The organism is Lacticaseibacillus salsurae, assembly GCF_045862175.1.
Classification (GTDB): domain Bacteria; phylum Bacillota; class Bacilli; order Lactobacillales; family Lactobacillaceae; genus Lacticaseibacillus; species Lacticaseibacillus salsurae.
The window spans coordinates 1-14733 of the sequence record NZ_BAAFZI010000001.1 but is presented as its reverse complement, the minus strand read 5'-3'; the positions used below and the strand labels follow the sequence as shown (position 1 = coordinate 14733).

General features: G+C 50.0%; 15 protein-coding genes and 2 riboswitches. Of the genes, 1 reads left to right on the top strand and 14 read right to left on the bottom strand.

All coding sequences use genetic code 11. The annotated features are described in order from the left end of the window. Positions 1–39: 39 nt before the first annotated feature. The 9 genes from xerC to ACKTSG_RS00035 form a co-directional block, all read right to left on the bottom strand. The gene (xerC, locus tag ACKTSG_RS00075; RefSeq protein WP_407890735.1) at positions 40–936 is read right to left on the bottom strand and encodes a tyrosine recombinase XerC; all 897 of its coding nucleotides are present in this window, start codon (positions 934–936) and stop codon (positions 40–42) included. Positions 937–1087: 151 nt separating this feature from the next. Further along, complete coding sequence (gene trmFO, locus ACKTSG_RS00070) at positions 1088–2389, bottom strand: methylenetetrahydrofolate--tRNA-(uracil(54)-C(5))-methyltransferase (FADH(2)-oxidizing) TrmFO (protein WP_407890733.1); 1302 nt, start codon at positions 2387–2389, stop codon at positions 1088–1090. A gap of 105 nt (positions 2390–2494) precedes the next feature. Then, positions 2495–4576, bottom strand: a complete 2082-nt coding sequence (gene topA, locus ACKTSG_RS00065; protein ID WP_407890731.1) for a type I DNA topoisomerase — start codon at positions 4574–4576, stop codon at positions 2495–2497. Positions 4577–4703: 127 nt separating this feature from the next. Continuing rightward, positions 4704–5543 carry a DNA-processing protein DprA gene (dprA, locus tag ACKTSG_RS00060; RefSeq protein ID WP_407890729.1) on the bottom strand — a complete coding sequence of 280 codons (840 nt, stop codon included), beginning with the start codon at positions 5541–5543 and terminating at the stop codon, positions 4704–4706. A 43-nt stretch (positions 5544–5586) separates the two neighbouring features. Continuing rightward, positions 5587–6348 carry a ribonuclease HII gene (gene rnhB, locus ACKTSG_RS00055; RefSeq protein ID WP_407890727.1) on the bottom strand — a complete coding sequence of 254 codons (762 nt, stop codon included), beginning with the start codon at positions 6346–6348 and terminating at the stop codon, positions 5587–5589. Continuing rightward, positions 6332–7192, bottom strand: coding sequence for a ribosome biogenesis GTPase YlqF (ylqF, locus tag ACKTSG_RS00050; protein WP_407890725.1), 861 nt, complete (start codon positions 7190–7192; stop codon positions 6332–6334). The genes rnhB and ylqF overlap by 17 nt, the downstream gene beginning before the upstream one ends. 113 nt (positions 7193–7305) lie before the next feature. Continuing rightward, positions 7306–8544 (bottom strand): tyrosine-type recombinase/integrase, encoded by a 1239-nt coding sequence (locus tag ACKTSG_RS00045; RefSeq protein WP_003594421.1) that lies wholly within the window; start codon positions 8542–8544, stop codon positions 7306–7308. 76 nt (positions 8545–8620) lie between these two features. After that, positions 8621–8869 carry a hypothetical protein gene (locus tag ACKTSG_RS00040; RefSeq protein ID WP_024305600.1) on the bottom strand — a complete coding sequence of 83 codons (249 nt, stop codon included), beginning with the start codon at positions 8867–8869 and terminating at the stop codon, positions 8621–8623. Between the two features lie 81 nt (positions 8870–8950). Beyond that, entirely contained in the window at positions 8951–10195 is a 1245-nt protein-coding gene (locus ACKTSG_RS00035) for a replication initiation factor domain-containing protein (protein ID WP_024305599.1), read from the bottom strand. Positions 10196–10579: 384 nt separating this feature from the next. On the opposite strand from ACKTSG_RS00035, the gene ACKTSG_RS00030 reads away from it, so the two are divergent. Then, positions 10580–11125 (top strand): helix-turn-helix domain-containing protein, encoded by a 546-nt coding sequence (locus ACKTSG_RS00030; RefSeq protein WP_024305598.1) that lies wholly within the window; start codon positions 10580–10582, stop codon positions 11123–11125. A 123-nt stretch (positions 11126–11248) separates the two neighbouring features. Here ACKTSG_RS00030 and ACKTSG_RS00025 read toward each other — a convergent pair whose 3' ends face one another. From ACKTSG_RS00025 to ACKTSG_RS00005, 5 genes are all read right to left on the bottom strand, one after another. Beyond that, positions 11249–11962, bottom strand: coding sequence for a DUF190 domain-containing protein (locus ACKTSG_RS00025; RefSeq protein WP_407890722.1), 714 nt, complete (start codon positions 11960–11962; stop codon positions 11249–11251). Positions 11963–11972: 10 nt separating this feature from the next. Beyond that, a complete protein-coding gene (locus tag ACKTSG_RS00020) occupies positions 11973–12815 on the bottom strand; it encodes a metallophosphoesterase family protein (RefSeq protein ID WP_024305596.1) in 843 nt (280 codons plus the stop codon). Between the two features lie 63 nt (positions 12816–12878). After that, positions 12879–12940: riboswitch (Fluoride riboswitch) on the bottom strand. 35 nt (positions 12941–12975) lie between these two features. Beyond that, positions 12976–13545 carry a DHH family phosphoesterase gene (locus ACKTSG_RS00015; protein WP_024305595.1) on the bottom strand — a complete coding sequence of 190 codons (570 nt, stop codon included), beginning with the start codon at positions 13543–13545 and terminating at the stop codon, positions 12976–12978. 48 nt (positions 13546–13593) lie between these two features. Then, a riboswitch (Fluoride riboswitch) is annotated at positions 13594–13653 on the bottom strand. A 73-nt stretch (positions 13654–13726) separates the two neighbouring features. After that, the gene (locus ACKTSG_RS00010) at positions 13727–14077 is read right to left on the bottom strand and encodes a fluoride efflux transporter FluC (protein ID WP_024305594.1); all 351 of its coding nucleotides are present in this window, start codon (positions 14075–14077) and stop codon (positions 13727–13729) included. Beyond that, positions 14071–14469 carry a fluoride efflux transporter FluC gene (locus ACKTSG_RS00005; RefSeq protein WP_024305593.1) on the bottom strand — a complete coding sequence of 133 codons (399 nt, stop codon included), beginning with the start codon at positions 14467–14469 and terminating at the stop codon, positions 14071–14073. The genes ACKTSG_RS00010 and ACKTSG_RS00005 overlap by 7 nt, the downstream gene beginning before the upstream one ends. Positions 14470–14733 lie beyond the last annotated feature (264 nt).

The window sequence follows — 14733 nt, the reverse complement described above, 5'->3', positions numbered from 1 at the left end:
TATATGGTGACAAGCTGTCATATGCATCCGTCTGAAGCCTTAATTGTGTTTGGGAAAATACTTCATGTAGTCTTTTTTTAAATGTTCCGTGGTCATGTGTGTGTAGATCTGCGTGGTCGATAAGCTGGCATGGCCTAACAACTCTTGTACCGAGCGTAAGTCAGCGCCGTGATCAAGCAAATGCGTGGCAAATGAGTGGCGTAACATATGGGGATGGATGCCACTAGTCAAGCTGGTTTTTTTGATCAATTGATCCAAAATGTACTCGATGCCGCGCGCGGTGATCGGACGGCCATGTTGATTCACAAACACGGTATCATGTTGTTGATCAAGCTTGGCCATCAAGGTCCCCCGACCGTCATCTAAGTAAGTGTGCAAGGCGGTTTTACAATACGAGCCAAATGGGACATAACGGTCTTTATTGCCTTTGCCATGCACCAAGAGCAACTCCAGATCAAAATCGATTTGCGCCAGCGTCAAATTGGCACATTCGCTGACTCGAATACCAGTGCCATAAAGCACCTCCAGTAACGCCCGATTGCGCTGGTCTAGCGGGGTGTCGCCAGCCACTGTGGCAAATAAGCTTTGGATCTCGGCTTCATAGAAGAAATCCGGCAAATGGTGATGGCTTTTGCGCGTTTCCACCAGTTCAAACGGATCGCTTTTGGCCTGGTTCATGCGGATCAAATACCGATAAAAGCTCCGCAAGCTGCTCATTTTCCGCGCGACACTTGCCCGCGACAATTTGCGCTCGGACAAGTCCGTCAAGTAAGTGGACACATCTAAGTGATCCACATGGGCAAAGTCCACAAAGCCGCCATTGGCTTTTAGAAAGTCAACAAAATCGCGGATGTCTTCTGCATACGCTTTTTTGGTTTCAGCCGAGTAGTGCCGCTCGACCAACAAGTATTGCAAAAAATCAGTGACGACTTGCATACGCTTTCCCCCTATGAAAATACCTTAACACATTTTCAGTGTCTAGACCAAAAAAATCCGGATAGACCAGCGCTTAAACGCACATTTGTGGCGCTTTGAACACAAAAACAGCAGCTGCGCACAAGTGTGTCGGCAGCTGCTGAAAAACGGCTTAAGCGTCGCGAGTGAATTCGGCTAACGTGGCCAATGCCCGATCGGCAATGGCTTGATTGCGGGCCAACTTGTTTTTGATGCGGCCAGGTAAGCCTGGCATGATCCCAAAGTTGGCATTCATGGGCTGAAAGTGTTGTGGGGAAGCGTTGGTGATATATTGCGCCATCGCCCCGATTTGGGTGGCTTTTGGAAAGGTCAATAAGTCTTGTCCCAAAGCCATGCGCGCCGCATTGCGCCCGGCGATCAAGCCGCTGGCGGCAGATTCCACGTAGCCTTCAACCCCAGTCATTTGCCCAGCAAAAAACAATCCTGGGCGTAATTTGCTTTGATAAGTCGCCTCAAGTACCCGCGGCGAATTCATGTAGGTGTTGCGATGCATCACCCCATAACGCACGATCTCGGCATGTTGTAACCCTGGGATCATGCTAAAGACGCGCTTTTGCTCGCCCCATTTGAGATGCGTTTGAAACCCGACGAGGTTAAACAAGCTCGCTGCGGCATTATCTTGGCGCAATTGCACCACCGCGTATGGATCGCGGCCAGTGCGCGGATCTGCCAACCCCACTGGCTTCAAAGGGCCAAACAACATGGTTTGCGCGCCGCGTTGAGCCATCACTTCGATGGGCATGCAACCTTCAAACACGGTCATTTTCTCAAAGTCATGGCCTTGCGCAACTTGTGCGTGCACCAAGGCATCTTGAAAGGCAAAATATTCGTCTTTGGTCATTGGGCAATTCAAGTACGCGGCTTCACCTTTGTCATAGCGCGACTTTTTGTACACGATATCCATATCGATGGAATTGGCATCAATGATCGGCGCTGCCGCATCAAAAAAGTGCAATCCTTCGGCACCATTAAGTGCTGCGATGCGATCCGCTAACCCAGCGGCAGTCAAGGGGCCAGTCGCCACCACTGTGATGCCTGCAGGAAAATCAGTCAATTCTTCATTGATCACTTGCACCAACGGATGCTCACGCAATTGTTGCGTCACCGCTTGGGAAAACGGTTCCCGGTCAACCGCCAACGCCCCACCAGCAGGCACGGCATGGGCGTCAGCGGCAGCCATGATCACCGAATTCAAGCGGCGCATTTCTTCTTTTAACAACCCCACGGCATTGGTGATTTGATTGGCACGCAAGGAGTTGGTGCACACCAATTCAGCGAAATTGGCGGTGTGATGCGCTGGGGTGGTGGCCACTGGGCGCATTTCATATAGCTTCACTTCCACGCCAGCGTTGGCGATTTGCCAAGCGGCTTCAGCCCCGGCTAATCCGGCGCCAACGACGTTTACAATAGGCATAATGATCCCTCCTGGTTAGGACTTTTAATTAGTATAGCGCTTTCTTGGTGATTCAAAAACACGGGGCGCACCAAATTGGTGGTCCCTGTGTTTAAGCGACTGACATTATTTTTGGACTGCTTCTGAATAATCCCCATTTGGGCACAGTACTTGCTTGCCGCCGCGGGATTTCTTTTCGATCAAGTAATGACCACACTTCGGGCAGTCGCGGCCAACTGGCTTGTCCCATGACACGAAATCACATTCTGGATAACGATCACAACCGTAAAAGATCCGGTTTTTCTTGGATTTGCGCTCCACGATCTGGCCTTTGTGACACTTCGGGCAGATCACGCCGATCTCTTTGACGATGGCTTTAGTGTTGCGACAATCTGGAAAGCGAGAGCAGGCATAGAATTTGCCATAGCGACCTAATTTGATCACCATTGGCGCGCCGCAAATGTCACAGTTAAAGCCAGCTGGTTCATCTTTGATCTGCACTTTTTCAATGCCGACTTCGGCATGTTTGAGTTCTTTTTCAAAAGGATGATAGAACTGATCGATGACTTTGACCCAAGGCATTTTCCCAGCTTCAATGGAATCCAATTCCCCTTCAACTGAGGCGGTGAACTTGATGTCGACGATATCGGGGAAGAATTCACAGATCAAGGAATTCACGATCTCGCCGAGTTCCGTCGGTTCAAAACGCCGCGCATTAAGTTTGACATAGTAGCGCTTTTGAATGGTTTCGATCGTTGGCGCATAAGTCGATGGGCGGCCAACACCATTTTCTTCCAAGGCTTTGACTAAGTTGGCTTCAGAATAGCGCGCTGGCGGCTGAGTGAAATGTTGCGCCGGATCAGTTTTGACCAACGACACTTGATCGCCGATTTCAAGATCTGGCAACAAGTTGTCTTTTTGATCAGCGTCACGACTGGAAATATACAGCGTCGTGAAACCGTCAAATTTGGTTTGGCTGCCGTTGGCGCGGAAAGTCGCGCCATTTTGGTCGATGGTCACTGCCACGGTGTCGATCACGGCAGGGGTCATTTCAGAAGCCACAAAGCGACTCCAAATCAAGCGATAAAGCTTCATTTGGTCTTTATCAAGCACTGCTTCTAAGCTTTCTGGCGTCCGCAAAGTCGACGTTGGGCGGATGGCTTCATGGGCGTCTTGAGCGCCTTCTTGTAGCTTGCCTTGGCGGATCTTCACTGCCGCATAAGCTTCACCATATTTTTCATGGATGAAATGCGAGGTTTCAGTTTTGGCCACGTTGGATACTCGCGTGGAATCTGTCCGCATATAAGTGATCAAGCCGACAGTGCCAAGCTTGCCACCTAAGTTGATGCCTTCATAAAGCTGTTGGGCTAACATCATGGTTTTGCGGGTGCGGAAATTCAACTTACGGTTGGCTTCTTGTTGCAAGGAACTGGTGGTAAAAGGCGGCGCCGGATAACGTTTGCGTTCTTTTTTCACCACGTTGGTAATGTTAAAAGGCGCTTTGCGGTCGATGCCGCGCAACACTTCTTGCACCGCATCGTTATTTTTCAAGGCCATTTTCTTGTTGTTTTGGCCATAAAAGCTGGCAGCGAATTTCTTGGCACTGCCTTTTTTAAATTCAGCGTCTAACGTCCAGTATTCTTCTGGCACAAACGCGCGGATCGCTTCTTCGCGGTCGATGATCAGCTTTAAGGCAACGGATTGCACGCGGCCAGCAGATAAGCCTTTTTTGACTTTTTTCCACAGTAACGGGCTGATGGAATATCCCACCAACCGATCCAATACCCGTCGTGCTTGTTGGGCATCAACTAAATTCATGTCGATGGAACGCGGCGTTTTGAACGCATTTTTAACGGCATCTTTGGTGATTTCGTTAAAGACCACGCGATTTTTGCCTTGAGGATCCAAGCCTAAAATGTGTGAGACATGCCAGGCGATGGCTTCTCCTTCACGGTCTGGATCGGCAGCGAGATAAATGTGGTCAGCTTTTTTGGCGTTTTTCTTGAGGTCTTTGATGACATCGCCTTTGCCACGGATCGAAATATATTTGGGCTCATAATCGTGTTCAAAGTCGATCCCCATTTGACTTTTGGGTAGATCGCGAATGTGCCCTAAAGATGCCACCACTTTGTAGTTGCGTCCTAGGTACTTCTCGATCGTTTTGGCTTTTGCTGGCGATTCCACGATGACCAAATTCTTGGCGGTCATGTTCGCCCTCCTTTCACTGAGCAGTTTGCTCTAAACTGGGCTATCATATGCTACCCTGGATTATTTTGTCAAATCCGGATTTGAAAATATCACACTTGTCACAGTATCGCTTAATGTCTTTTCAGTTTCAAGGGTAGAAATTTATTTCTTCCATTATATCCTGACCGCTCGTCACTAATTTGGCCCCAGCTTGCAACAACAAATTGGTCCCCGCACTTTTAGGATGATCAATGTCTCCAGGCAAAGCCAAAACGTCGCGATTGTTTTGTAGCGCTAAATTGGCCGTGATCAAACTGCCAGAATGCGCCGCGGCTTCAGTGACCAATAAGCCATGCGCCAAACCGGCAATGATGCGATTGCGCATCACAAACATGTATCGCTGAGGCTTGGTGCCTAACGGGTATTCAGATAACACTAAGCCGCGTTTTTTGATTTGGGCTTGTAGTGCTGCATTGGCTTTGGGATAGCTGACATCTAGGCCACTGGCGATCACGGCGATGGTCGGAAAACCGTGCGTTAACGCAAAGCGGTGTGCATAAGTGTCAGCGCCTTGGGCCAAGCCGGATACGATCGTCACTTCAGCCAAATCGACCCCGATTTTATTTAAGGCGTTGGGCGTATAGTCAGTGGCATTGCGGGCGCCTACGATCGCCAAATTCAAGGTGTTCAACAAGGCGATATTGCCAGCATAAAATAACACACTTGGCGGTTCAAAGCTTTCTTTTAAGCGCTCAGGGTACTGCGGATCTAAGCGCGTGAGAAAGTGCTGTTGGCGATATTGCTCACGGGCAAAACGTTTGAGTTCACGATCGGTATACACGGTTTGTAAGGCGGGGCTTAATTCGTCAACATTTAGCTCATCTGTGGCCGCATGGTGACGTAGCACGTGCCATGCCGCATTTTGGGTGTCAAAGCCTTTGGTATAGGTGGACAAATGCCACAAAAATAAAAAATCACGTATTTGCATGGTCACACCTCCTGACTCATACAATACGCAATTTGTTGAAATTTTAAAATTTTGCCGCTTCGCGCACTGGCGAAAAGCTCATCCGGTGGATCGGCGAAACGCCGCACTCCCTTAGGCCGGCAAGGTGTTTGGCCGTGCCATAGCCCATGTTGTCAGCCAGATCATAGCCCGGATAAACGCGGTCATACATCACCATCAAGCCATCTCGCACCACTTTGGCCACGATCGACGCCGCCGCAATGGATATCGAGTTGGCATCCCCGTGGATCAATTTGCGCTGCGGGATCGCTGTGGGCACTGTCATCGCATCCACTAACAAGTAATCCGGCTGCACGCGTAAGCTGGCAACCGCGCGTCCCATCGCCAGTTCAGTGGCGTGATAAATGTTTTCGCGATCGATTTCGTGATTATCTGCCACGCCTAAGCTGACGGCTAAAGCTTCATGCATGATCTGCGGAAACAAAGCTTTTCGGCGGTGAGCCGACAATTGCTTGGAGTCGTTGACATCCAGATCAAAACTTTGCGGCAACACCACTGCGCAAGTCACCACCGGCCCAGCTAGCGGTCCGCGACCGACTTCATCGATTCCTGCAATATGCGGATATTGGGCCCACAACTGGCGTTCATAACGCGAACGATAGGTTAATGCCAAGGCTTCCGCTTCCGCTTTGGCTTGGCGATTTTGGTATTGTTCCAGCAACTTTTGGGCGCCGACGCGCGAGTCTTTGGCCAAAGCTGCCAAGATCTCGCCGTCGACATGCGGGCTTTTCAGTAAGGCGCGCAGTTGACTAAGCGTTTGTGACATGTTGGGCCTCAGGTTTTTCTAAGGTATAGCGGCCGAATTTGCCTTGTCGCGCGTCAAAAATGATCCGCTCGGCCATGCGGTTGTAATTGTCGCCAAAACCGTTTTTCTTGGTGAGATGGATCATTAAGTCAGCATCAGATAACGCCAGATCATCGGCATTCAGCCCATAAGCGCGCCGGAAGCTTTCTGGATAGTTGGCGCGGAAAAATTGTAAGCCAAACATCCCCACAATGTCTTCTTGATAAACTGAATCTGCGATAGCGCCAGTTAAAGCCAACTTCTTGCCGATCAGTTCATCTTCAAATTTTGGCCACAAGAACCCTGGGGTATCCAATAATTGAAAAGTGTCGTCAGCTTTGAGCCATTGTTGGTTTTTGGTGACGCCTGGACGATTGCCGGTCACGGCGACATTTTTTTTGATCAAGCGATTTAAGATCGTTGACTTGCCGACATTGGGGATGCCGATACACATGGCGCGGATCACCGGATTTTTGATCCCGCGCGATTTTTGCCTCGTGATCTTGGCTGCCATCAATTTTTTGGCCAGTTGTGGGATCTGATTGAGCCGCTTGGCATGTTGCGCATCGATGGCTAACGCTTCATAGCCTTGTGCTTGATAATAAGCGACCCATTGCTTGGTGATTTCAGGATCAGCCAGATCTTGTTTGTTCAACACCATGATGCGCGGCTTTTGGCCGACAATCTGGTTCATCATCGGATTACGCGATGCTTCAGGCGTGCGCGCGTCGACGATTTCTAACACCACATCGACTTGTTTGAGTTTTTCTTGGACTTGATTGCGGGCTTTGGCCATATGCCCTGGAAACCAGTGAATTTGTGCCATTGTTTGTAACTCCTTTAGTACCAAGGGTTTGAGGCCCTTGGGTTGTCATTTTTTCGTAAACGTGGGCAAAACGTGGGCAGCATCGTTAAATTCCCAAACACTACCGTTCAACTTCACCCGATTTTTTCAATGAACCGCGTGATGGCTTCCACCGACTTGTCTTGATTTTCATCAAGAGTATGCGTGTAGCCATCCGTAGTTTCGGCTCGAACATGCCCGACCCGCTTCTGCACTTCTTTGAGTGAAATCGTCGGGTCATCGCGCAGCACGGAAATGTGAATGTGGCGGAAGCCGTGAGGAATCGCGTTCTTCGTCCATTCAAAGCCATACCATTCTTGGCAGTGCTTCGTCAACGACTTGTTGATTCGCGTTAGAATCTCACGAAAGCTGTGCGAGGTGATTGGTGAGCCGTACTCCGTCCTAAACAGCGACTTGGAAGCATGAAAGGCGTCCGCCGGAAAGTCGGCCATGTGTTCGTCGAATGCCTTGTTACGCGCAATGACACGCTTTACGGCATCAATGGCAAAGCCCGGCAGTTCTTCGACACGTTCACCAGCTTCGGTCTTAGTGGTGTCTTCGTAATACTCATCAACGCGCAGGTCGTGATATTGCAAGGACTTGTCGATTGTTACCAGCCGGTTCTCGAAATCAATGTCAGCTTCCGTCAATGCGGCCGCTTCACCGATCCGACAGCCCGTCCCAATCATGAATAGCGCCAGATCGTAGTAGGTCTGATGCCGTCGCTTGCGCAATTCTGCCAACAAGGCGTGAACTTCGTGCTCGTCAAGAAACTTCGCTTCGCGGCGCAGTCGCTTTTCGCGCTTCTCCTTTGAACTGGCAGAGAGTTTGATCACACGCGTTGGTGAGAACGGAATCGCGTTGTGCAGAACGCCATAGTCGAAGATTTTGTTGAGCGAGCACTTGATATGCTGCATCGTCGAATGGGTCGAGTGATACTTCTTCTTGTAGTCATTCAACAGGTTCTGAATTAGCAGTGGTGTAATCACTTCTAGTAAGACGTCATCTGCCATTAGCTCCGCTATTCGTTTCAGCACCATTTTCTCACGCGTGACGGTTGGCGGCTTGACCGTGGTTTGCCAAGTTTCCAACCATTTTGCTTTCAGCTCACCGAATGTAACCATCGCGGCGCCGTTGAAGGCACCTTGTTTCTCCGCAATCAGCTCCTCAATCTTTGCAGCTAAGTCGCGTTCGGCCTGCTTACGGGCGCGCGCCGTGTTCGTGGTGAACTTGACGACTTCCCGTTTTGCTTTGCCAGTCAGCGGATCAACATAGCGATCCACTGCATAATACGTTGACTTACCGTTCTTGCGTTTTCTTTCTTCAAAATACATGTTTTATCCTTTCCGGGTAAGGAAAAGGGCAAAACTGAATCTCTATTAGCAGATTCTATTTTAACATCCAAACCCATTATTTTCTGCGCAATTTTGAATAGCCATGTGTCTTCCAGTACAAAAAGTCGTCGAATACCTCGAAATTGATGAAGACGAGCTTGTGCGTTGGGTTCAAGACGCCATCCCGCCACAGATTGTTGTCACGCATCTCACATAGCCAACGATTGAGCGTGTATTTGTTTAAGCCGTCGTATCGGCTCAAAATGGCTTCCTTATTGCCCCATTCAGCATCACTGTCCGATACTGGACTGTATTTGATTTTCATTCATTACCTCACTTGTTGTGTCTAGCATCTGTGTGAGATAATCAGCACAGATAGGACCCATATCTTATCTGTGAAGGGTGACTACTTGCTTTGGTCGGCGTGGTCATCCTTTTTTGATTGCTCACTTTCAGGTGTCATTGCTTCAAACAATCCGTTCTCAAGTTGATCTGCGCCAACTGTGTTCTGTTCGATGATTCGCAGATGCTTGTCTTTTAAGGGTGCTTCACGAATAGACTGCATCGTCTTCTGGTTTCCCCAGTATGCGTCAATTTCATGGAGCACTCGTTGCATTGGCGCAACCTGCGTGTCCACCCATGCCCGCGTACGGTTGAGATCGAACGGTTCTGGGGCAGTCGTCAAGCGCAGCGGCTGGCGATCATGACCGACAAATCGTTGCCAATTCTTGTTGAGCGGCCAATCCAACCGCGGCTTACCTTTTTGAGCATCGACGAAGCGGAGATAACGTTTGATAATGCCAAATATCGTGCGTTCTTCATCACGATAGCAAAGGAGATCATCAACAGCCTTTTCCGCTCGGGTGTTCTTCAAACGAATTTCAAAACGGTTATAGATGTTGGTTGTCAGACCTTTCTTATGCTGCTCTGGCCCTTTCTCGTAAAGGCAGAAGTACAATTCACTCTTGGTGGACCCAATGTATAACGTGGTGCCAGTTTCATCGTCGAATTCTTCGTCGTCTTCATGATAGATGTGGCCGGATACCGTGCCTTGGTACTCACGCATGACGGTGATACACTCGTTGGCCTGAATTTTATGAATCAGGTTTGGAATATCCAACATATTGACCGTATCGTTAACTGCTAGATCCAGCCGTTTCATCACGCCTTTCATATCCAGACACTGATTAAGAAAGTCATACCAGGTGTCACCTCGGCCTAACAGAACGCTTTCCATTTGGCGGCAGCCTTGACCGCGTAGTTCTAGCAACGTGCCTAATTCCTTGTGGCCTGGATCAGAGCCGTAGACTTTGATCTGACCCAGCGAGCGGGTGAACTGATAACCAAACGCCGCGCGATCTTCCGACAGAATACAATCCGTTTGCAAACGTAAGAGGTCATCGACGATTTTGTCCATATCCTGTGTCGGAAACCGAATCCGTACATAATCAATTAGCAGTTGCAGTTCCGGCTCATCGGTCCAATTATTGAGCGTTTTATCAATGTACATTTGTAAGCCGCTACTACACGCTTCGCCATTTTCGATGCGACTAAGGTGGCGTTGTGTGATACCAAGCCGGTGACATAGCTGTACCTGTGTCAGATTCAATTCTTTACGGCGCCTCCGTACTGAATCACTCCAGTAACCCAAATTGTCTACCTCCTAATCTTGTTACCACTGGACATCAGCTTGAATTGTCCAGTCGGTAAGTTCTGTGTCGTATCAACGTTTCTACCCGGAAATCAGGTAGATAGGTGTCATTTACGACCCCCCTGTTAGTACATGGGGGTCTAGGCGGCCGGCTACGCCGACCGCCGCCGCTCACGCTTGCGGCTTTCGCGCTGCACGCCGCGCGTGGCGGCGTGGCCTTCTCCTTTCATCACTAATCGTATTAACCATCTATACGTTACTGCAATGATACCAAGGCTTTAAACCGATTTCCTTAGCTTTTTCATAGCTACAAAACTTTCAATTATAGCTGCTGAACTTGTCGTACGATTGATTATCTGGTAACCTGATGGTGAGGTGATCAACATGACAGAAGTACAATATTTTGGCCCAAATTTAAAACGGCTCCGCCTTCAAAGTGGTATGTCACAATCAGAACTTGGCGCCGCTTTGGACACGCCAGTCAATGGACAGGCTATTTCAAACTGGGAACGCGAGATGAATCATCCTACTTATGAGAACTTGATTGGTATCGCTAAGTTCTTTAACGTCATGCCGTCAGAGTTGTTGCGGACAGAAAAAGAAGCCGCGGTTGGAGAAACCACGGCCGTTCTTGATCGAATCGATGAATATATGCCAAAGGTCGCGGAGATTCGCAGAGTGATGCACATGATGGGGGACTTCTCACCACGACAGTTAGACGGACTAGCTGAGCAACTCAATGAGATTATGCACTACTTTCGCCCTTACACACCAGTTGATGAGGACGGTGTGCCAGATACCGATCAGAATGGGCGAACAATTACAAAGCAATCAAAGTATCGGGATCTACCAATTAAGGAAATCCATCAAACGTACCAAGAGTTAAAGGCTATCCAGTCATACAAGGATGATAAGCAAAATCTGAATTGATAAATTCACATCTAAAACAATACCCGGCACAACCTTTACGCTGAAACTCGCGTAGTAGGCTGTGCCGGGTATTGGCATTGTTTTGGCTTTGTATCGACATTGCAATGCAGACCTTCTGAATGACTAAATAAGGTAGATACCGAAGGTAAACCCTAAAATGGCAACCTTGGTAAGTAGTCCGCTAGTAAGGCCGTTGACTAACGCCACCGGCACCGTAAACAACAAGCCATCTTCCGACAAAGGTTTGAGCGTCGCCAACACCGCCTGCAGGCTCGCACGATCCACCACCGTTTCAATGACGATTGGCAAGTGTGAGCTCTTATGCGCTGCGGTTTCTTCGTGCACATGGCGGCCGTCGTCATATCCTGCGATACCGCGGGTGACACTGACCCAGCGCACGTGCATCGCTTGCAAATGGGCCACGATCTTGGTGTAGTGGTCTGGGGCAAAGTGCTTATTGTCTTCTCGGGTAAATAACTTCACGTCATAGTATGCTGCGGTATCGTCCATCTCAATGTCACTCCCTGTCTGTCCTTGAACCGTCGTAATTTGACCACGATCGTCAATGAGCTGCGTCAGTTCAGCCAAAATCGCCTGCAAGTTGTCGCCGCTTTGCACCGTTTCGATGATCACCGGCAAGTCGTTGCCGCGTCTTGGCTTGCGTAGGCTTTGGCGCATCTCGTTATACTTATTGACGCCCATGATCGTGCGGCGGATCGTGCCGCCAACGATCCCACGCTGCCAAAAATATGCGAAGATCTGCTTCACTAGTTCTTGGTGGGTCGGCGTCTGCATGACTTCATCAGTCACCACCCGAATCAAAGTTGCTTCTGTCATCGTTCTCCTCCTACCACGCGTCAGCGGCGATCAAGGCTTGGGCCTTGGTGCCGTAATTATGGGTCATATTTTCTGCGGTCACATCAACGTTACTGTAGCCGAAAGCACCGGTGGTCAACGTCCGCGTATACAACGCCGCATAGGGAAGCTGTTCACGGGTAACTAACCTTAGCTCCTGATCAACGTCGTACGGGAGCACACGGAGCGTCCAGCTGGTGAAACGGCCGGCGTCAATAGTCAACAAGCCATACTGAGCGCGCCCGGCGGCTAATTGCGGCTGCGGTGACGTCGCTAAGCCGACGCTACCGGGGTTCATGATGTAGCGGCCATCAGTAGTTTGACGCATTAGTGGCTGGTGGGTGTGGCCATACAGCGCAATGTCTGCGTCACTGCCGGCCAGCAACGCATCGAAGTTCTGTTGCTTAGCCACAGGTTCTGCTTGATGACCACGGCTGGTGGTCGGCGTTGCGTGAAATATGCTCAACTTCACGCCATCGATCACTAATTCTTGATGTAGCGGCCGACTAGCCAACCAACGAAACTGTGTCGCGGTGAGATGCTCGCGGTCAAAAGCCGACGTGATGATCGCCACGACTGCTTTTTGGTTCTTCTCAAACGTCACGAACCGGTGGTGCAACAGGCTAGCATAAACTTCTTCGTGGTTGCCGATCACCCACGCCAGCGGTTGGAGTACTTGAAGTGCCTGCACACACGCTGCTGGCTCTGGGCCACGGTTGCCAATGTCGCCCAACACCATGTAATCGGTGGCGTGTTGTTCGTGTGCGTCTTGCAACACAGCCTGCAGGGCACTGTAATTACCATGTACGTCAGCGATCACTGCGATCTTATGCATCTACTCACCTCCCGGGTCAGAAAGAAAAAACGTCTGCCTCATTACCCCGCTACAGCACAGGGCATTAAGACAGACGTCATCAACAATTAGCTTGTATTAGGGTGAACGTCATCACCATTTCACTTGTTCACCGTCAATATAACATCGTTGCGGCCAGAGTTCAAGCGCTTACCCATGCACTGACCCGATCAGCTAATAAGTGACGATCACGCTGTATTCGATCAGCCAGATAAGCCGCAGCCACTTGGTCTTTTTCAGTTGTCGCATCAGCTGTGAGCTGACGGGTATCGCACCAAATTCCCGTCAGCAAAAGCCCTGCTGACAAAGGCGAAAGTATCACGCCACGCTCTTGATAGAGTTCGGCGAATATCGTGTTGACACTGGCCACAGGTTCGAGACGAATGTATGCCGGATGACTAGCACGAAAGCCACTCATCCGGTGATTATCCACGACCGCTACAACGTTGGCTTCACTAATGTCTGGAGCGCTCACTGCCAAGTCGTTATGGCCGACCATCACCACACCGCCCGCGGCCCCAGCAACTGACTTGACCACTAATGGCGGTGCCACTCCCCAGAATTTCACAATGTCCCGCATGACCGGTGACAGCCGCGTATAAGCACTTGGCGCAGCGTCTTTGCCGAATGCGGAGGCCAGACGCGCGGCGTTGATGACGGCAATGTCAATTCCTATGGTTGATTGCCGCGGGCCGATTGTTAAAATCTCCATGTTATCGTCTCCTTCTAGGAAAAAGACACCTAGCCCCGGACTAAATGCCCGAAACTAGGTGTCATTAGTTTGATAACGGTTATGGCGAACACCTTCGCCTATCATGCTCGAGGCCAATATAACACCATTATCCATGATTGTCTACGGGTGTCATTATCGAGTAAGTGAGTACTGCCGTATCTCACCACAAGCTACCCAGCCACACACCGATGGTCAAGGTGACGATCCCGGCTCCCGTCGTGCCAAAATAATACCAAGCAAACGCACGGTAACGCCGGTTGCGCAATAAGATAAACGCGTCAGTCATGAATGTTGAAAAAGTCGTGTACCCACCACACACACCGGTCAAAAGTAGCAGTGACCACGCTTGCGGCAGTGCGCACATCGCCAAAAATCCCGCTAAGAAGGCACCACTAGCATTGATCACAAGCGTCGCCAGCGGCACCCCAGGCCACCAGTTCTTGCCTAGCTGCGTCAGCACGTATCGCATCACGGCGCCGACCCCCGCTCCTAAAGCCACTAACATCACCATGTCTGTCGCCGCCTTCCCCAGGCCTCGGCGCATAAATACCCGCCAAACGCCGCGCCTAAACCAACAAACAGCTCAAGCAAGAAGATCCCGATTGCATACACCGGCGATTGGCCGACGTGTTTGTAGAGGTTCAGTACCATCGTCGAAAATGTCGTGAACGCGCCGACAAAACCAGTCCCTAACGCCAAAATCAGCCAGCTCGGCAAGTCGATGTACACCGCTAGACCGTATGTGACAAACGCCAGTATGAAGCTGCCCAATAGATTCACCGCCGTGGTGCCGAGCATCGTGTCGGCATCATTGAGCCACAAGCCGATTCCCCAACGGGCGGCCCCACCGAAGCAGCCGCCGATGAACACCGCTAAAATATCTTGGTATCGCAATCGCTGCATTGAACTTCCCCCTAAAACACGGCTACCAAAATACTGGCAGCCGTGTGGTTACACTCATTAAAATTTAATATAACGCCTAGCATTATAGCAAAACGTACAGCTGTAAGACAAGTCCGCCTTTTGCATGAAAATTTGTCGCTTAGTGTAAAGTATTCCTCGGGAGGGAAAAGTAAGTAATAGGATAACCCCGAAAAACGGTTTGACAAAAGAAGACCGCTTGTCCTCTAATTGAGTTACCACACAACAAGTAGAGAGAAGCGATCT